An 18,680-nucleotide genomic window follows, 5' to 3' on the forward strand; every position below is an offset into this window, starting at 1 on the left:
TCGGTTTTAGTTTAGCGGGCTGCTAACTAGCCTGCGCCGCCGGCGGTGAGTGTTAGCAGGGTCGCCTCGGGACGGCACGCAAAGCGAACCGGTGCGTAGATTGAGGTGCCGACTCCGGCGCTGACGTTCAGGTAGGCGGCGCGGTGCGCATTAAACCAGACATCGAAACCGCGAGCCTGCGCGTGCGGCAGGTCACAGTTCGAGGTGAGCGCGCCCACACCCGGAACTCGCACCTGGCCACCGTGCGTGTGCCCGGCGAGGATCAACTCCGCACCCAGATCCAGCATCCGGTTCAGCGCGTACTGGTACGGCGCGTGCACAACCCCGAAAACAACCGCGTCATCGGGAATCACCTGGTCACTGATCGACTGTGCGAGCGCATCAAAATCATCGTATTTAATGTGCGGATCATTAACCCCCGCCCACACGATGTTTGAGCCACGCAGTGAGGTCACCGCGGCGGTGTTGTTCAGGTCGATTGCGCCAAGCCCGGTGAGCATTCTGGTGAGCTGCGCGTTATCAATGTCGGGAACCCTGGTTGCCAGCCGGGAGGGTGCGCGCAGGTAGCGCAGCGGGCTCTTAAACAGCGGGCCGTAGTAGTCGTTTGAGCCGTGCACGAAGAACAGCTGCGCACCGCTGGCCGCGAGCGGCTCCAGCGCCTCTTTCAGCGCGCCAATCGCTTCCCGGTGACCCAACAGGTCTCCGGTGAAAACAATCGCGTCAGGGGTGCTGTCAGCGAGGCTGCACACCCACTCAATCTTGCGCCACTGCCACGGCGCCAGGTGCAGGTCTGAAATGTGCAGCAGGCGGATCGGCTGCGCACCCGGTTTCAGCACCGCGGCGGTGTGCTGCCGCAGCGTGAACAGGTAGCGTTCAACGCCGATGCCCCAAACGGCAGCACCGGCTGCAGCGGTTGCGCCCGCCGCAGCTAGTTTTGCAGCACTAGACCTCATGAGCACCTAACTATCAGCGTGATCTGTTCGCTCGTTAGCGCTTCCTCACCGGAGGCAGGGGAGCTGCTAACAACCGTCATACCCGCGGCCGGGGTGCCGCTGCCCTCACACTGCATAAACACCTGGCTATAGCCGGCATCTCGCAGCACAGCAGCCGCTTGACTTGCCGTCACCCCGGTAATACCGCTCGGAACCGTGTCTTTTTCACCCTCAGGAGGGTTACCGGTGCTCGGAATAATCGTGATCACAGAACCGGCAGGTGCCGAGTTGCCGCCGAGCGGATCGGTGCGGACAACACTGCCCTTGGCGATGGTTGAATCCTCAGCCTCACCCTCGGTTGTTGTGAAGCCGGCAGCCTCCAGGATCGCTTTCGCCTCCGCAACCGTTTTACCGGTTGTGTCCGGCACGGTCTGTTGCCGCTGCACAGCGCGCAGGTCAGCCTCTGGGAACTTGGATCCGCCATATATGCCATCGGCGGTGTTCTGGATTTGCGTCCACATGCTCAGCGAGCGGTCGTGCAGACCCCAGGTGAGCAGGTTCTGTTTACCAACAACGTTGCCCTGCCAAACAGCGGTTGTGATCTCGGAGCTGCCGCCAACCATCCAGGCGTCTTTCGCGTTGTCGGTTGTTCCGGTCTTACCCATGCGCGGGATGCCGTCGTTTGAGCGGCCAGCACGGGCGAGACCGTTGGTGATGTAGTGCTCAAGCGCGTAACCAACCGTGTTCGCCACGTTCTCCGGGATTGCCTGTTTGCAGCTGGATCCGGTGAACTCGATGTTCTCGCCCTTAGCGTCCTGGATCCACTCAATCGGCACCGGTGAGCAAACCTTGCCGCTCTCAGCAAAACCGGTGTAGGCGGCGGCGATTGTGATCGGCGCGATCTCGTCGTTACCGTTGTAAACACCCGACGGCACAACGTTTAGTTTGCGGGTGCCGAAGTTTGATGCGCCCTCATCGGTCTGATCGGAGGCTCGGTGCATACCCATGTCTTCTGCGAGGGAGTAGATCTTACAGAGATCCATCTGCTGTGTCATCGACACGAAACCACCGTTAACGGACTGGTCCATCGCGTAAAGCACGGTGTTTTGGCCGTTGTAGCGGGCGTGGTTTTGGAACGTCCAGGTGCCGTAGCCGTAAACCTTATCTGGCAGACAGCTACCGGTGATGGTGTTGAAGTTAACCGGGCGAGCACTGATGTTAACGCGGTCGTTAACCGAGTGCCCGCTGCGGATCCACTCCGCGAGCGTGAACGCCTTCATCGTCGAACCATACTGGAAGCCGAGCGAGCCACCGTACTCGTAGTCGGTGTTGAAGTTAATACTCGTGTATTCGGGGTTCGTCAGCAGGTCGGCGTCGTTGCTGAAGTAGCGGTTCTGGGTCATCGCCTTCACGTGACCGGTGCTGTTTTCAACAGACACCGCGGCGGCGCCGTAGTCGATGCCGTCAATGTGAGCCGGGGCGTTCTGTCGTATAACCTCAACCGCGCGCGCCTGCAGGTCGGTGTTGAGGGTTGTCATAATCTTGTAGCCACCGGTCTGGAACTTAAACCAGCGCTCCTCGGCGTTCTTGCCGAACTTTGGATCGTTCTGGATGTAGCGCGCCACATAGTCACAGAAGTTGCCGTAGCCGCTAGCCTCTGCAGCCTCACAGCCGTTTGGTGCGACAGTCAGCTGCACCTCAATCGGTGTGGCAATCGCCTCATCGTGCTCCTGCTGCGTGATCTTACCCTCGCGCAGCATCGAGTCAATGATCTTGTCGCGACGCTGTTTGTTAGCCTCGTGGTTCTCTGCGATGTCAAGCCGCAGCGCACCCGGGTTGTTAACAATCGCGATCAGGCTTGCAGCCTGCGGAATGGTCAGCTCAGCGGCGGTTGTGCTGTAGTAGGCGTGTGCGGCAGACTCGATGCCGTAAACCTGGCCGCCAAAGTTTGCGATGTTGAGGTAGCCGAGCAGAATATCCTCTTTCGAGTGGCTCTTCTCAACCTGCAGCGCGAGCCGCATCTCTTTCAGCTTACGTTCCAGCTTGGTGCTGGTTGCCTCCTTGTATGCGGCTTTACGCTCTTTCTCGTCAGGAATCATCTCAGCTTCCTGAATCAGCACGTTGCGCACATACTGCATGGTGATCGTTGAAGCACCGGAGAAACCGGATCCGGTAACGTTCTGCAGAACCGCGCGGGAGGCAGCGATCACGTCGATGCCGCCGTGCGACCAGAAGCGTGGATCCTCCTCAGAAACAGCTGCGTTCTTAGCGTGGTCAGAGATCTGATCGTAGGCAACCATCTGGCGATTCTGTGACCAGAAGCTTGCAATCTGGATCTCCTCACCGGCCGCATTTTTCGCGTAAAGGTGAGAAGGCTGTGCCAGCTGACCGGGGTTAATGTGGCTGGGGAGGTTCTCAAAGATTGAGATTGCAGAGGACGCTGTGGCACCCGCAACCGCAACAGCGGGGGTGATCGCAGCGGTTACCAGCACACCGGCCACAACGCTCAACGCTGCTGCGCCCAGCAAAGCACCCGCAGCTCCTCCCGGAGTGCGAGGCTTAAAGTTTCGCAAATTTGAACCAAGTGAGTTCGGTGATTTTCCGCTCATAAAATGTAAGCTTAGGTGAAGTACCTGAAAATTTTGATGGTTTTCGCCGATTTCGTGAAAGGAAGTTTCGGTTTGGAGCAGGAAAATAGCCCCTCAGAGGGCATCGAAACCCCGAAGTGGGAATATTTTGTAACCCCGTTGCTGCTGCACAGTGAGGCACAGATTCTAAACAACTGGGGCAACAAGGGTTGGGAGCTCGTGCAGATCATCGAGGGCCCGGCAGGCGGTAATGTAGCTTATCTAAAGAGAAGGAAGGCATAAATGTCAGTTATTGCAGAGCGAATCAGCGAACTCGGTTACGAGATCCCAGAGATTGCGGCACCCGTCGCAGCGTATGTTCCGGCAACCAAAATCGACAACTTTGTTTACACAAGCGGTCAGCTGCCGGTTGTGAAGGGTGAGCTGCCTGAGACCGGCAAGGTTGGTGAGGGCGAGGGGCTGGTGGATCCAGACAAGGCAGCCGAGTACGCGGGCATCTGCGCACTCAACGCGCTCGCGGCAGCACGCGGTGTTTTGGGTGATCTTGACCGCATTGTGCGGGTTGCGAAGGTGACCGTGTTCGTCGCCTCCGATCCTGAGTTCACCGCGCAGGCGAGCGTCGCAAACGGCGCCTCTGTGCTGCTGGGCAAGATTTTCGGTGACGCGGGAATCCACGTTCGCTCTGCTGTTGGCGTTGCGGTGCTGCCGCTGAACGCACCGGTTGAGGCCGAGTTCGTGTTCGAGGTTGCCTAGCCTTTAGCGGCTACAGCCAGCCGGACTCGCGCGCCTCATAGACCGCCTCGCTGCGATTCTTCACCCCGAGTTTGTGAATAATCGACGACAGGTGGTTTCTCACCGTTCCCTGCGAGAGGTGCACACGCTGCGCAATCTGACGCACAGAGGCGCCGTCAGCTGCCGCAGCCAGCACCTCACGCTCCCGTTCGGTCAGCGGGGAGCGGTGGGTTAGTGAGCTGATCGCAAGTTCCGGGTCAATCACAGTTTCACCGCGAACAACCCGGCGAATCGCCTCCGCCAGTTCGGAGGCGGGGGAGTCCTTGACAACAAACCCGTTAACCCCGGCCGCGAGCGCCTTCTCCAGATACCCGGGGCGCCCGAAGGTTGTGACAATAATAATCGGGGTGGTGGATCCGCTCGCCCGCAGCGCTGCAGCAACGGCGATGCCGTTCAGGTGCGGCATCTCGATGTCGAGCAGCGCAATATCCGGGTTGGTGGTTTGGCAGAGCCTGAGTGCCTCCTCCCCGTTTTTTGCCTGTGCAACAACGGTTATGTCTGGTTCCATCTCAAGCAGCGCGGCGAGGGCTTCGCGGACGAGCGTCTGATCGTCGGCGAGCAGCGCCGAAAGCTGCCCGGCCCGCCGCTCGCAGGCGGCTGCGTCCGCTGGTTCTGTCTCCTCGGTCTGCCGATTAGACACTGCCTGGCCGGTCGTTTCTGGGTTTTTATTCGCTGTCATCTAAACTCCACCCTGAGGGTTGTGCCGGTTTCGTCGGAGGTGATTGTGAGACGGTAGCCGGCATCTGCGGCGCGTGCTTTCAGTCCCCTCAGCCCGAAACCACCCCCGCTGTTAAACCCGCTGCCATCGCCGGGCCCGGATCCGCCGCCACTGCCGTTGTCGCTGAAGCTGCAGCCACTCTCGCTAAACCTGATCACGCAGGCGCTCGCGTTTGCGTGGCGGATCACATTCGTCGTCGCCTCCCGCAGCAGCCACACCGTAAACGCCCGCTGTTGCCCGTTCCAACTGTCCCAGGAACCCTTCCTGCTCACGGTCACCCGGCGTGCTTGAGCGCGGTTTCACTGTCTGATAGCTGTCTCTCCAGCGTCGGCAGCCGCAGATTGGTAACGGCATCGCGCACCTCTGTGATTGCGCGATTGGTGAGAACGAGAATGCTGTCGAGCTCGGCCGCGGTCCGTTCCGGGTCGCTTTGCACACTGCGTTTCGCAAGCTGCGCCTTCAGTGACAGCACGGTGAGTGTGTGCCCGAGAATGTCGTGAATATCGCGGGAGATAGCTTCCCGTTCCTGGTTGGCTTTCTCGCGCGCAATAATCTCCCGCTGTTTGGCTTCAAAGTGTTCCACGAAGCGCATCACGAAGATAAACAGCAGACCGATTAGCGGGCCGGTTCCGTAGTAGAACCACCTGTCCCCGAGAGCTGGCACGGTGATTGCCATAACCCCGGCGGCGGTGAGCAGGATCCACCAGATTGAATATTTGAATGGGCTTGCGAAGATGATCGAAGCAACCGGGTAGAGGACCATGCTGCTTGCGCCCACTCCGATTGCTGGAATCGTTAGGAGGATCAGTAGCACCTGCAGCAAAACCAACGCAAGCAGTTGTTTGCGCGGGATCAGGGTTGGATCCGGCGCGGTTGCGAACCAGGTGGAGCACCAGACAAACACGAGCGCGAGGCAGACGATTGCGAGGTAGGCGAGGATCCGCCACCCAGTGTGCACCTCCGGCGGGGATAACCACACCATGCCGACTGGGATTGTCAGGAAGACGGTCCAGATCGAGGCATAGAGGGCTTGTGGCAGGTCTGCCCTGGTGAAACCCCGTGCGATCATATGTTCACCCTAGAGCAATCCAGCAAACGAGCCTATTTTCGGGCGGTGTGTCGTTTCACACCGATCATGCAGCCGATTATGAACACGAGTGTCCAGACCGCAATGTTGAGCAGTGGCTGCCAGAGCTCGTACTGGCCGGCGAATTCCCCGTTTACGGAGTAGTAGCCCTCGGTTAGCGGCCACTTCACCAGCTGGTTGACTCCCCAAATCGGGGTGTAAACCGAAAAGTCCATGAGGAATCCGCTGAGCGGTGTGAAGGCGTTGCCGAGGAACATCAAAACGACGAGACTGCCGGATGCCGCCGAAACCGCGGACTCGCTGCGGAACAGCAGACCGTACATCAGGCCGTAGAGCGCGAAGATAACGCCCGAGCCGATAACCATCAGCGCTGTTAGGATCCACAGCTGAGGTGCCATTTCGGCGTCGCGGAAGTAGCCTGTGACGTAGATCGCAAGCACTGGCAGCAGTGAAATTACCGTTGCAACCAAGATTTTAGAGACGATGTAACCGGCTTTTGACATTGGGGTGAGCGCCAGCTGTCTGCCCCAGCCCTGACTGAGTTCAACGGCGGCGCTGCCCGCGAGGCTAATAACCGCGGTGAGGCTGCCGTAGAGCGCCATCGCAACCATAATTACCGCGCCGACAGTGCCGGCACCGTTGAAGGTTTTCTGGGAGCCGAAGTCGTAGACCATCGAGAAGATGAAGTACATAAACAGCGGCAGCACCACAATAAAAAACAGGGTTGCGAACATTCTGAGGTTGCGCACCAGGTCGTATTTTGTGTACTTCAGGATCCGCAGCGGCCCGGGTGTTTTTTTGATCTGAACGGTTGTCATGATGCTTCTTTTCGCTTGGCTTTGAACGTTTAGGGTGTGAGTGGGAAGTTTGTGAGTGGGAAGGGAGTGATGGGTGCGGGCTTGGAGGCTTAGCGGCTTAGGGCCTAAAGCCTTGTTTACGGCGTCTTGGTTGTGAGGTTCGTAAACGCCTCATCGAGCGAGGCGGTGTGCACCTCAACATCGGTCGCGGGTGTTTCGGTTAGCAGGAACCTGACGAGCGCGTCAGCGTTATCGCTCTTAAACACGAGCTTCTTCTCTGTTGCGGTGTGTGATTTCACGGCGGGCAATTTTGCAAGCAGCAGCGGATCCGGATCCGCCCACCGCACCGAAACAGTTTTCAGGCCTGCGAAACTGCGGATATTCGCGACCGTGTCGTCTGCGATCAGCTGCCCGGCAGCGATCAGGATAATCCGCTGCGCAAACTCCTCAGCCTCGTGCAGATAGTGGGTTGCGAAAACAACCGTGCGGCCCGCGCGAGCCTCCTCCCGCATTGTTTTCCAGAACTCCTGCCGGGCGTTAACATCCATGCCGGCGGTTGGTTCGTCAAGGATAAGCACCTCCGGATCGGGTAAAAGTGCCAGCGCAAAACGCAGCCGCTGCACCTCACCGCCCGAGCACCTGGACACTTTGCGTTTCGCGAGATGGCTAATTCCCGCCCGCTCCAGGGCAGTTTTGGGGTCGAGCCCGCCGCTGTAGAGCGCGCCGATCATCCGCACGGTCTCGCCGACGGTTAAATCTGGCAGCAGGGATCCGCTCTGCAGCACCGCGCTAACGCGACCGGCGCGAGCTGCCTGCTGCGGTTTAACACCGAGCGTTGTGACGCTCCCCGCGGTTGGGGTTGTGAAACCTAAAACCATGTCGAGAGTGGTTGTTTTGCCGGAACCGTTCGGCCCGAGCAGCGCAACAATCTCACCCTGTTTGATCTCAAAACTAAGATCGTTAACGGCCTTAATCGTGTCACCGCCAACACGGAAGTGCTTTGCGGCGTTTTGCAGTTGGATCGCTGTTTTTCTGTTCACACTCCAATCCTCGCAGGCGGGTGGGCCAAAATGGATCTGCCGAAACACCTGAATCCGCTGTGACATTTGTCAGGGGTTGTTGCTGCCTACGGGCGGTTTGGTGGTGGATCCGTGGGTTGCTGCGCTGCTGCCGTAACCGCTGTTGCCGGGTTGTGGAAAACCGCAAAACGGCGAGAGTTATCCACAGTTAGTCGCCCAGCGTCTAAATCACGCTGACCGCCTGCTGAAATTGGGGCATGAAATATCAGACAACCCAAATCCTGACGCCGCACGGTCGTATGCCGGGCGATCCTGCCCCGCGTGATCCCGTGCCGCGAGCCGCGCTGCCGCACCAGGGCGGTGAACTGCGCAGCAGCAAGCTACCCCTTGCCGCGCAGCTCGCCCTCGGCGGTCTGACTGCGCTGCTTGACAGGCCAGAGATGCGGGACCTGTTTATTCACGCGGGCGCTTCCGGGGTGCGGGTTTGGGCTGATAGCGGATCCGGCAACCAGCAGGTAAAAAACCACGGCTTAGACAGGGCGGGCGTTGCTGCTTTGGCGGTGAAGCTGATTGCCTGCGGTGGTAGGCAGCTTGACGAACTGCATCCCTGCCAGGATGTGAAACTCGGGGACGGTATTCGAGTGCACGCGGTTTTAGGGCCCGTCAGCGTTAGCGGGGCGACGATCTCGATCAGACTGCCGCGTGTACACCATCCGAGTTTTGGTGAGCTGGTGGAGGCCGGTTTGTGTGACCATAAGACCGCGAAAATATTGACTGCCGCGGTTAGCCTGCGCAAGAATATTCTGATCACCGGCGGCACCGGCAGCGGCAAAACAACGCTGCTTGCCGCGCTGCTCGACATGGCGGATCCCGCTGACCGGATTATTACGATTGAGGATTTGGCGGAGATTAGGCTGACGCACGAGCACACCGTCTCGCTTGAAGCGAGAACCGCCAACAGTGAGGCCGCCGGCGCGGTCTCTGTGCAGGAGCTGCTGATTCAGGCACTGCGGATGCGACCCAACCGGATTGTGCTGGGTGAGTGTCGCGGCGCCGAAATCGTAACGCTGTTAAACGCCCTCAACACCGGCCACGATGGCGGTGCGGGAACACTGCACGCGAGCTCAATCAGAGACGTGCCGGCAAGACTTGAGGCGCTCGGAGCCAGCGCCGGTATGGAGCCGACAGCGCTCGCTAAACAGGTTATTAGCGCTGTGGATCTCGTCGTCCACCTGCAAGCGGAGCACGGCAGGCACCGGGTTGAGGCGCTTGGCACACCCACTCTGCAGGCGGATCAGCGACTCGGAATCGCGGTGAAATAGTGTTTACGCGCAAAAAACCAACCGAGTATCAGCAGGCGAAAACCCTGTTGCAGAGACAGTCGCTGCTTTTGCGGGGAGGTTTGCCGAGCGCCAAGATTTGGAGCACGCTCGCGGGTGAGGGGCACCGGGTTGCCCAGCGGTTAGAGATGGCTGCGGCAAAAACCAATACCTCGGTTGAGGACGCACTCACAGCACTTCAGCACCCGGTTTGGAGGCTTTACGCGGCCGTGCTCACAGTCGCGAAAACCAGCGGCGCACCGCTAGCTCTCGCCTGCGAGCGACTGGCCGGAGCACTGCAAGAGTTGGAGACGATACGACAAAAACGCGGCGTGCTTTTAGCCGGGCCAAAAATCAGCACAACAATCATCTGCTCACTGCCCATCTTTGCGATCGGGATCGGCTACCTGATGGGGTTTGACCCGGTGAGGGTTTTAACAACCGGCTTCGGGGTGCTACTCGCCGCAGCGGGTTTAACACTGTTGACGATTGGGGCGCTGTGGATCCGGGTGCTGATTAAACGGGTTGAACAGGCAGAAATTATCGCCGGAATCGAGTGTGAACTGTTGATTATTGCCCTGGGCGGTGGGAAACCGATAAGTGAAGCGGTGAGACTCGTGGTTGATAGCCTCGATAAAACTGAAACTGCCTGGTGTGATTTGAAACAGTTCACTCGCGAGGGGGAGGTTACTAAAGCGTTGAACACGGCGGTGCTGGTCGGCACCCCAGTCAGTCAAATGCTCTTGGAGACAGCGCACTCGCAGCGCCAGGAGGTGCAGGCGAAACTAGCGAAACAGGCAGAAAAGCTGGGCGTGAAAGTGCTCCTGCCGATGAGCTGCTGCGTACTACCGGCGTTTATGCTGCTCGGTGTTGTGCCGGTGCTGATGTCGATTATCGGCGAGATGTTTTAACCCCGGGAAACCCGAAAGCCAAAGCTTAGAAACCCAAATCCCAGCCGCGAATCCCACAATCTTTGCCGTAAGCCTCAAAAGCCAAACAACATGAAACAGGAAACCAGAAAGGAAATTAAGGACAATGACTCAAACAGTTATATCTAAGAAACCGAAAACGGGGATTGTTTCCCCGCTGACGAAAGCAAACACTGCGCTTTACACGGTCGCGCTGTGGCTGCTCACCGTCACAACCATGCAGGTGCACCAGCAAAAACAGGACCGGTTAAAACACCTCCGTGCTGGCCCAAACCCCGAGGAAAAACACAACGACAGGGGAGCGGTCACCGCCGAATACGCGATTGTGATTATGGCGGCTGTGGCGTTCGCGGGGCTGCTGGTGGTGATTATGCGCTCCGGACAGGTGCAAGAAATGCTGACACAGCTTGTGCAAAACGCCCTCAACTCAGCGGGGTAAACGGCATCGGCAGAGTGGGGGCAGTGCCTCACCGCATCGCACCGGATAGTGACCGCGGCAGCGTCACCGCCGAGTACGCGCTAGTGTTGCCGCTAGTGCTGGCAACACTCGCTTTTATTATCGCGGCGGTGACACTCGGAGCACACAAAATAGTGCTTACCAGTGTCGCAGCAGACTACGCAAGATTTATGGCAAGAGACGACAGCGCAGCCGCGCAGGCATCGCTCGCGCAGCTCAACTACAAAACAGCGATAACACAACAGCATTACGGCCAAATCAGCTGCTACGACATCAGCGGCAACCCGGGTGTTGGACCACTCTCAATAATTACGATCACCGCAAGAGGTTGCGCGGCCAAAACCGAATAGCGCAGCGACAAAAACAACGGGGGAGGGCGCGTTGAGCACGGTTGGATCAGTCAGCATTATTGCGATCACAGTTGCGATGGGATCCGCCGTGCTCACCGCAGCAGGCGCGGCCGTCACAGTCCACAAAACCGCTGTGGCGGCAGACAGCGCAGCGCTCGCAGCAGCTGAGGCAGCAACCGGGTGGATCCACGCAGACCCCTGCGAGATTGCCGCCCAGGTGGCTGCTGCCTACGGCGCGGAACTGCGCAGTTGCGAGATTGATGAGCTCGGGGACAGCAGGATTAAAACCTCGGGTCGAACGGTGTTTGGTGAGGTTATTAGAGAGTCCCACGCGGGGTTGGGAGACAATTTGTGACCGCTTTTGTTAGGGTAACGATTAGAATGGATGTAAGCGCGAGCCGCTAACTGTGCTCAGATTAACTCACCATGATATTTAGCCACCATGTTGTTAAGGCACCATGTTGGAACGGGTAAGATAACTTGCAGACAGGCCGTGGGCGAATGCTAGAAAATATCGGCGCAGTGGCTTTGCAGTGTATTAAGGTGTTAGAAACTGCAAATTACTGAGTTACAGTGTTTAATTTAAGGAGTTGCGTGTCAGGCACTAAAAAACTCGTTATTGTTGAGTCACCGACAAAAGCGAGGACAATTAGCGGGTACCTCGGGGACGACTACGAGGTTATCGCCTCAGTCGGCCATATTCGAGACCTTGCTGAGCCGGCAGCTCTGCCAGCAGCCATGAAACAGGGTGCGTTCGGTAAGTTCGCGGTTGATGTGGATAACGACTTTAAGCCCTACTACCTGGTTGCTGACAACAAGAAGAAAACCGTAACTGACCTGAAGCGCGCACTGAAGAACTCTGACGAGCTGCTGCTCGCAACTGATGAGGACCGCGAGGGTGAGGCTATCGCCTGGCACCTGCTGGAGGTTTTGAAACCGCAGATCCCGGTGAAGCGGATGGTGTTTCACGAGATCACCAAGGACGCGATAGAGAACGCAAAAAACAACACCCGTGAACTAGACAGCTCACTCGTTGACGCTCAAGAGGCGAGGCGGATCCTCGACAGGCTCTACGGATACGATGTGTCACCGGTGCTGTGGCGCAAGGTTGGCCCGAAACTGTCGGCGGGCCGTGTACAGTCTGCTGCAACCAGGCTGGTTGTTGACCGCGAACGGCAGCGGATGGAGTTCACCGCTGCGGGATACTGGAGCATCACCGCGCTGTTCAGCGAGGCGTCAGCGTTCGAGGCGAAACTGCAGCGACTCAACGGTTGTCGAATCGCGCTGGGAGCAGATTTTGACGACAGCGGTAAGCTGAACGACCGCGCACAGAAAGCGGGCGTTGAGGTTTTAACCGCAGAAAAAGCCGCCGAGATTGTGCGAGCAATCGACGATCAGGCAACGGTTAGCAACCGCGAAACCAAACCATACACCCGTCGTCCAGCAGCGCCGTTCACAACCTCAACACTGCAACAGGAAGCGTCACGCAAACTGCGTTTCAGTTCACGCCAAACCATGTCACTGGCGCAGTCACTGTACGAAAACGGTCACATCACATATATGCGAACCGACTCGCCCGCACTGTCAGGGCAGGCGATTAACGCCGCCCGCACCCAGGCTGCCGAGCTTTATGGCAGCGACAGTGTTGCCGCTAAACCACGCATCTACAAGGGCAAATCGAAGGGTGCGCAGGAAGCTCACGAGGCGATCCGCCCAGCAGGAGCAACCTTTGCAACACCCGAGCAGTTGCGCGGCAAACTAACCCCGGCAGAGTTCGCTCTCTACGAGCTGATTTGGAAGCGCACCGTCGCCAGCCAGATGGCGGACGCTAGCGGATCCACCGACACAATCACCATCGCAACCGTCGCGGGTCAAGACAAACTCGAGTTCGCGGCAAGCGGCACCGTTATCACCTTCCCCGGTTTTATGCTCGCCTACGAAGAGGGTCGGGACGATAAGAAGAGTGAGCAGGACAGTAACGTGCGCCTGCCACAGCTCGCCGTTGGTGCGAGACTGCGCGTGTCAGACGCAGAGGCTAAATCACACGAGACAACCCCACCAGCAAGGTACACTGAGGCGAGCCTGACCAAGCGACTGGAGGAGCTTGGAATCGGTCGCCCATCAACCTACGCCACAATTATGAGCACCATTATGGATCGCGGCTACGTTGTGAAAAAAGGTCAGGCGCTTGTGCCGAGCTGGATCGCGTTCTCGGTTGTCAGGCTGCTTGAGGAGCACTTTAGTGAGCTCGTAAACTACGACTTTACCGCCGAGATGGAGGACGATCTCGACCGGATCGCCGCAGGAGAAACCGACCGCACTCAGTGGTTGCGCGACTTCTACTTCGGCACCAGCACCCACCCGGGACTGCGCGGCGTTATCGACAACCTCGGTGAGATTGACGCGCGAGCGATTAACACGATCAAAATCTCAGACACAATCGCGCTCAGAAATGGACGCTACGGCCCCTACCTGGAGGTTGTTGACGAGCAGTGCGAGGTGGACGCTGACGGCGTTATTAAACCGCGCGCGGTGTCAATCCCGGAGGGTATCGAACCTGACGAGCTGACCCCAGAAAAGGCGGAGGAGATTGCGGGCCAGGCCCCCGCAGAGGACCGTGTCCTCGGCATCCACCCCGAGACCGGGCGTGAGATTGTTGCGAAGAACGGTCGTTTTGGCCCGTATGTTACAGAGAAGCTGCGCGACGATGAGACCCTGCCGAAGGGGCAGAAACTGCTAACCGCGTCACTGTTTAAAACAATGACACCCGAAACAGTGGACTTTGCGACCGCGATGCAGCTGCTGAGCCTGCCGCGCGTGGTTGGTCAGCACCCTGAAACCGGTGCGGATATTACCGCGCAGAACGGTCGATTTGGCCCGTACCTGAAGAGCGGAACCGAAACCAGAACCCTGCCGAACGAGGACGCCATCTTCGGGATCACGCTGGCGGAGGCGGTAGAGATTCTGGCGCAGCCAAAATACGGCGCCAGAAAAGCCTCAACCGCGCTGCGCGAGTTCGACAATGACCCGGTCAGCGGCAAACCGATCAGGGTGAGAGACGGTCGCTTCGGGCCGTACATCACAGACGGTGAAACAAACATCACGGTTCCGCGCGGCGTAGAGATCGAGGAGATCACCTACGAGCAGGCGGTGCAGTTGCTCGCCGACAAGCGCGCCAAGGGCCCAGCAAAACGCGGCCGCGGTGCCAAGCCGACTGCCAAAAAGACAACAGCCAAAAAGACAACCGCCAAGGCGGGGGCTAAGAAGGCGGTGGATCCGGCACGAAGCGCCGCAGCGAAAAAAGCCGCCGCAACACGCAAGGCAAACGCCGCAGCCAAGGCCTCAGCCGCAGCCGCTGCTGAGGGCGCGAACTAGACCAGCGAACTGTCTAACTGCTGCGATAGAATCCCAATATGTCTGACCAAAAAGCCGACACCGCAACCCGAAAAACCCGCGACCGCGGCCTGTTTATCGTGTTTGAGGGAGGCGAGGGCGCAGGCAAAACCACGCAGGCTGGGCTGCTTACCGAGTGGCTAGAGAGCCTTGGCCACACCGTTCTGCAAACCCGTGAACCCGGGGGAACAGAACTGGGGAAGGAGATTCGCGAGCTGCTGCTGCACGGCGGGCAGGTGGATCCACGCGCCGAGACTCTGCTGTACGCAGCCGACCGCGCACAGCACATCAACACTCTCGTGAAACCCGCCCTTGACCGGGGAGAAACCGTTGTGCAGGATCGCTACATCGACTCGTCAATCGCATACCAGAGCGGGGCGAGAGGGTTTGACGCTGCCGAGATCGCGGGTTTTAGCGCCTGGGCGACCGGGGGACTGCTACCGGATTTGGTGATTCTGCACGATATTGATCCGCTCGATGGTGCCAGCAGGCGAGAGCAGCGGGGTGCGGCGGCAGACCGGCTGGAACGGGAGTCGCTGGAGTTTCACCGGCGGGTGCGCGAAACCTTCCTGCAGCGGGCCGGGCAGGATCCGCAACGGTATCTGGTGATCGACGCGATGCAAACCCGCGAGGCGATCGCCGAACAGATTCGGGAGCGCGTCACACAGCTGCTGCAGCGCTGAGCACAAACAACAGCGGGCTGCCGGCTGATCTCTCAGCTTCTTCAGCTGCCCGCGCCGTTGTGTTCGTTTTAGTCGCCGATAACCGGACCGAAGTGCTTCGGCAGGGTGCCACGGTGTGCGGCACGCAGCTCAGCGAGCGGAATAGTGAACTCGCCCTGCACCTCCAGGTTCGCGTCCTCACCAACGCCGGTTGTTACACCGATCCGCAAAACCGGGTAGCCGCGACCCTCGCACAGTCCACGGAACTTCACGTCCTCCTCGCGTGGCACCGCAACCAGCGCGCGCCCCTGGCTCTCAGAGAACAGCGCAGCGGTGCTGTCTACGCCGTCGCGAGACTTGATCTCGTCAAGCCAAACGCGCGCGCCGACGCCGAACCGTAGGCTGGTCTCAACAAGCGCCTGCGCGAGTCCACCCTCTGACAGGTCGATTGCGGCAGAGACGATGCCGCTCTGGGTTGCGGAGTTAAACAGCTCCGCGAGCGCCCGTTCGGTGTCAAGGTCAACGCGCGGCGGGGTGCCGCCGAGGTGGTTGTGCAGGGTCTCTGCCCAGGCGGATCCGTCAAGCTCATCAGCGGTGGTTCCGAGCAGGTAGAGATTCTCGCCCTCGTCCTGCCAGCCGGCCGGGATGCGGCGAGCGACATCGTCGATAATGCCGAGCACACCAACAACAGGTGTCGGGTGGATCGGGGTGTCACCGGTCTGGTTGTAGAGGGACACGTTTCCACCGGTGACAGGCACCTCCAGCGCGAGGCAGGCGTCGCTTAGACCCTCAACGGTCTGCACGAACTGCCACATCACCTCGGGGTTTTCTGGTGAACCGAAGTTGAGGCAGTCGGTGACCGCGGTTGGCACGGCGCCAGACACGGCAACGTTGCGGTACGCTTCCGCGAGCGCGAGCTGCGCGCCAGCGTAAGGGTCGAGCTGTGAGTAGCGACCGTTTGCGTCGGTTGCGATGGCAACGCCGAGTCCGCTGTTTTCATCAACACGGATCATGCCGGCGCTGTCTGGGAAGCTCAGCGCGGTATTGCCGAGCACATAAGAGTCGTACTGGTTGGTGATCCACGAAACATCTGCCTGGTTGGGGCTTGCCGCAACACTGAGCAGCTGTTCACGCAGTTCATCACCGCTGGCTGCGCGCGGGAGTTTTGCGGCGCTGTCAGCCTGCAGCTCAGCAATCCAGGTTGGGTGTGAAACCGGGCGGTCATAGACAGGGCCGTCAACCGCGACGGTGCGCGGGTCAACGTTCACGATCTCCTCACCGTGCCAGTTGATTACCAGGCGGCCGGTGTCGGTTACCTCACCGAGGACGCTGGTTTCAACATCCCACTTCTTGGTGACGGCGAGGAAGTCGTCGAGTTTCTCCGGTGCGACAACCGCCATCATGCGTTCCTGTGACTCGCTCATCAGGATCTCTTCGGCGGTGAGGGACGGATCCCGCAGCAGCACACTGTCGAGCTCGATGAACATGCCACCGTCGCCGTTTGCCGCGAGCTCGCTGGTCGCGCAGGAGATGCCCGCGGCGCCGAGGTCTTGAATACCCTCAACCAGTTCTGCCTTAAACAGTTCGAGACAGCACTCGATGAGCACCTTCTCTGCGAACGGGTCACCCACCTGCACGGCTGGCCGCTTGGTTGGGCCGCCCTCGCTGAAGGTGTCGGACGCGAGAATTGAGGCACCACCGATGCCGTCGCCGCCGGTGCGGGCACCGAACAGCACAATCTTGTTGCCAACACCGCTCGCGTTTGCGAGACGCAGGTCTTCGTGGCGGAGCACACCAACGGCGAGCGCATTAACCAGCGGGTTCTGCTGGTAGACGCTGTCAAACACTGTCTCGCCGCCGATGTTTGGCAGACCGAGACAGTTTGCGTAGGAGCTGATGCCGGAGACAACACCGTGCACAACCCGTGCAGTGTCTGCCTCGTCGATTGCGCCGAAACGGAGCTGATCCATTACCGCGACGGGGCGTGCACCCATTGAGATAATGTCGCGGACGATACCGCCGACACCGGTTGCTGCGCCCTGGAATGGCTCAATGTATGAGGGGTGGTTGTGGCTTTCAACCTTGAATGTGACCGCCCAGCCCTCGCCAACGTCGATAACACCGGCGTTCTCGCCCATGCCGACGAGCAGGCGCTCGCGCATTTTGTCGTTTACCTTCTTGCCGAACTGGCGCAGGTATTTCTTGGATGACTTGTAGGAGCAGTGCTCTGACCACATCACCGAGTACATGGCGAGCTCGCCAGAGGTTGGGCGGCGACCCAAAATCTCGCGGATCTTCTCGTATTCCGAGGTGGTCAATCCGAGCTGATGATAGGGCTGCTGCTTCTCGGGGGTTGCGATTGCGTCTGCTACTGTGTCTGGGGCTGGGATAGATGTGTTCACAATTCTCCAATGTCGTCACAAAACTGTTATCATTCTACCGGTTTTTAAGCTGTCTAGGGTAGAATAGATATATGAACACACATGAAAATCAAACGGCTGTTTCAGACAGTGCCGGGACCGGTTACAACGGGTCTCAGCACTACACCGATGGTGGCGTAACAGTTGCCCCCGCCCAGCAGAACAATAAACCAAAGCTGTCGCTGTTTATGAAGCTCAGCATTGCTCTGCTCGCTCTTTTGGCGATTGTTGCGATCGTCATCATCTTCCTCGATTTGGGCGCGAACACGGTTGATCGCATCGTCCTAACCGGTTTTGTGTTCATCATTTTCGCCGGTTTAACCATGCTTGATCAGCGGTTTGCTCATCAAAATTCCTGGTATCTGCCGGTTGCTCTGTTCACTAATATTTACGCGGTTGCGATCACAATTATTGTCACCTGGGTTGACTACTACACCCCGGCATTCCTGCTTGCGCTGCAGATCATGTTCATCTTCTTCATTATGCGGATCCTGCTGCTGCTTGGGCAAGCGATCAACCTCGGGCTGACGCTGCGCACGCAGCTGGTTCCGCTTATCTCTTTCTCGTCAGCGCTTGCGCTGCTGCTGTTCGGTGTGCTGGTGACCCTGCCGTTTGCGATTGAGGCGTTTGAAGACCTTGAGGTTACTGACTTCTACACCCGCTTCGTGGTTGCTTCCGCGGTGCTGGCAACGCTCGGCGTTGTTGTCTCGGTGCTGCTGCGTTTCGCGCTGCGGCCGAAGCCTGTGGATCCGTTCCCTGGATACCCCGGGGTTACCGACTACAGGGATTACGTCTACGTTAAGAATCAGGAGGCTGCTGCCGCGCAGGCTGCGAGCCAGGCTCATGTGGTGGGTCACGGCACCGCCTACCCGGTTGCTGTGGTGCCTCAGGGCTCACCCGCCCCTGCCGCTGCTGTGCAGGCAGCCCCTGCGCAGGTAGCTTCTGCACAGCCAGCATCAGCACCGGCACCAGCGCAGGCTCCGCAGGTTGCTCCCGCTCAGCCTGTCGCTCAGGCACCTGCCGCTGAGCCTGAGCGTGTGCCTTGGCCAACCCTCGCTGACGGCACACCGCTGCCGCAGCTGCCTAACGGTCTGCCAGATTTCTCTGTTCCGGGTGCGCCAGCCCCGCCAGCTAATCTGCCGCTGCCGCCGCAGGTATAGCGTTAACATCCCATAAAAAGTTTGGGGGTCGCGGTTCCAAGAACCACGACCCCCAAA

Annotated in this window: 17 protein-coding genes and 1 pseudogene; 10 read left to right on the forward strand and 8 right to left on the reverse strand. The window is 59.0% G+C overall.

Annotated elements, in window-relative coordinates:
• Window positions 1-26 precede the first annotated feature (26 nt).
• Both EII30_RS02355 and EII30_RS02360 read right to left on the reverse strand, forming a co-directional pair.
• Window positions 27-953 carry a metallophosphoesterase gene (locus EII30_RS02355; protein WP_124885735.1) on the reverse strand — a complete coding sequence of 309 codons (927 nt, stop codon included), beginning with the start codon at window positions 951-953 and terminating at the stop codon, window positions 27-29.
• Window positions 950-3,460 (reverse strand): transglycosylase domain-containing protein, encoded by a 2,511-nt coding sequence (locus EII30_RS02360; protein ID WP_233569246.1) that lies wholly within the window; start codon window positions 3,458-3,460, stop codon window positions 950-952. Before EII30_RS02360 ends, EII30_RS02355 begins: the two co-directional genes overlap by 4 nt.
• 96 nt (window positions 3,461-3,556) lie before the next feature.
• Between EII30_RS02360 and EII30_RS09155 the strand changes: the two genes are divergently transcribed.
• Both EII30_RS09155 and EII30_RS02370 read left to right on the forward strand, forming a co-directional pair.
• Complete coding sequence (locus EII30_RS09155) at window positions 3,557-3,802, forward strand: hypothetical protein (RefSeq protein ID WP_370266879.1); 246 nt, start codon at window positions 3,557-3,559, stop codon at window positions 3,800-3,802.
• Complete coding sequence (locus EII30_RS02370) at window positions 3,803-4,273, forward strand: RidA family protein (protein ID WP_124885736.1); 471 nt, start codon at window positions 3,803-3,805, stop codon at window positions 4,271-4,273. It abuts the gene before it with no gap.
• Between the two features lie 10 nt (window positions 4,274-4,283).
• Here EII30_RS02370 and EII30_RS02375 read toward each other — a convergent pair whose 3' ends face one another.
• The 5 genes from EII30_RS02375 to EII30_RS02395 all read right to left on the reverse strand — a co-directional run bounded on the left by EII30_RS02375 (window position 4,284) and on the right by EII30_RS02395 (window position 7,954).
• The gene (locus EII30_RS02375; protein ID WP_124885737.1) at window positions 4,284-4,991 is read right to left on the reverse strand and encodes a response regulator transcription factor; all 708 of its coding nucleotides are present in this window, start codon (window positions 4,989-4,991) and stop codon (window positions 4,284-4,286) included.
• The gene (locus tag EII30_RS02380) at window positions 4,988-5,308 is read right to left on the reverse strand and encodes a hypothetical protein (protein ID WP_148090560.1); all 321 of its coding nucleotides are present in this window, start codon (window positions 5,306-5,308) and stop codon (window positions 4,988-4,990) included. The genes EII30_RS02375 and EII30_RS02380 overlap by 4 nt, the downstream gene beginning before the upstream one ends.
• Window positions 5,305-6,099, reverse strand: coding sequence for a sensor histidine kinase (locus tag EII30_RS02385; RefSeq protein ID WP_124885739.1), 795 nt, complete (start codon window positions 6,097-6,099; stop codon window positions 5,305-5,307). Before EII30_RS02385 ends, EII30_RS02380 begins: the two co-directional genes overlap by 4 nt.
• Window positions 6,100-6,131: 32 nt before the next feature.
• Window positions 6,132-6,935 (reverse strand): ABC transporter permease, encoded by an 804-nt coding sequence (locus tag EII30_RS02390; protein WP_124885740.1) that lies wholly within the window; start codon window positions 6,933-6,935, stop codon window positions 6,132-6,134.
• Window positions 6,936-7,051: 116 nt separating this feature from the next.
• Window positions 7,052-7,954, reverse strand: a complete 903-nt coding sequence (locus tag EII30_RS02395; protein ID WP_233569247.1) for an ABC transporter ATP-binding protein — start codon at window positions 7,952-7,954, stop codon at window positions 7,052-7,054.
• Window positions 7,955-8,190: 236 nt separating this feature from the next.
• On the opposite strand from EII30_RS02395, the gene EII30_RS02400 reads away from it, so the two are divergent.
• From EII30_RS02400 to tmk, 7 genes and pseudogenes are all read left to right on the forward strand, one after another.
• Entirely contained in the window at window positions 8,191-9,255 is a 1,065-nt protein-coding gene (locus EII30_RS02400) for a CpaF family protein (protein ID WP_124885742.1), read from the forward strand.
• The gene (locus EII30_RS02405) at window positions 9,255-10,163 is read left to right on the forward strand and encodes a type II secretion system F family protein (RefSeq protein ID WP_124885743.1); all 909 of its coding nucleotides are present in this window, start codon (window positions 9,255-9,257) and stop codon (window positions 10,161-10,163) included. The genes EII30_RS02400 and EII30_RS02405 overlap by 1 nt, the downstream gene beginning before the upstream one ends.
• A gap of 307 nt (window positions 10,164-10,470) precedes the next feature.
• Window positions 10,471-10,620 (forward strand): annotated as a pseudogene (locus EII30_RS02410) (DUF4244 domain-containing protein); the annotation flags it as partial.
• Between the two features lie 23 nt (window positions 10,621-10,643).
• Window positions 10,644-10,988 (forward strand): TadE/TadG family type IV pilus assembly protein, encoded by a 345-nt coding sequence (locus EII30_RS02415; protein WP_124885744.1) that lies wholly within the window; start codon window positions 10,644-10,646, stop codon window positions 10,986-10,988.
• A 31-nt stretch (window positions 10,989-11,019) separates the two neighbouring features.
• The gene (locus EII30_RS02420) at window positions 11,020-11,343 is read left to right on the forward strand and encodes an Rv3654c family TadE-like protein (RefSeq protein WP_124885745.1); all 324 of its coding nucleotides are present in this window, start codon (window positions 11,020-11,022) and stop codon (window positions 11,341-11,343) included.
• A gap of 239 nt (window positions 11,344-11,582) precedes the next feature.
• Complete coding sequence (topA, locus tag EII30_RS02425) at window positions 11,583-14,363, forward strand: type I DNA topoisomerase (RefSeq protein ID WP_124885746.1); 2,781 nt, start codon at window positions 11,583-11,585, stop codon at window positions 14,361-14,363.
• 38 nt (window positions 14,364-14,401) lie between these two features.
• A complete protein-coding gene (gene tmk / locus EII30_RS02430) occupies window positions 14,402-15,064 on the forward strand; it encodes a dTMP kinase (protein ID WP_124885747.1) in 663 nt (220 codons plus the stop codon).
• 68 nt (window positions 15,065-15,132) lie between these two features.
• Here tmk and purL read toward each other — a convergent pair whose 3' ends face one another.
• Complete coding sequence (purL, locus tag EII30_RS02435; RefSeq protein WP_233569248.1) at window positions 15,133-17,445, reverse strand: phosphoribosylformylglycinamidine synthase subunit PurL; 2,313 nt, start codon at window positions 17,443-17,445, stop codon at window positions 15,133-15,135.
• 71 nt (window positions 17,446-17,516) lie between these two features.
• Here purL and EII30_RS02440 point away from each other — a divergent pair, with 71 nt between their 5' ends.
• A complete protein-coding gene (locus EII30_RS02440; protein WP_124885749.1) occupies window positions 17,517-18,623 on the forward strand; it encodes a hypothetical protein in 1,107 nt (368 codons plus the stop codon).
• Window positions 18,624-18,680 lie beyond the last annotated feature (57 nt).

This window comes from Leucobacter sp. OH1287, assembly GCF_003859945.1.
In the GTDB taxonomy this organism is placed as follows: domain Bacteria; phylum Actinomycetota; class Actinomycetes; order Actinomycetales; family Microbacteriaceae; genus Canibacter.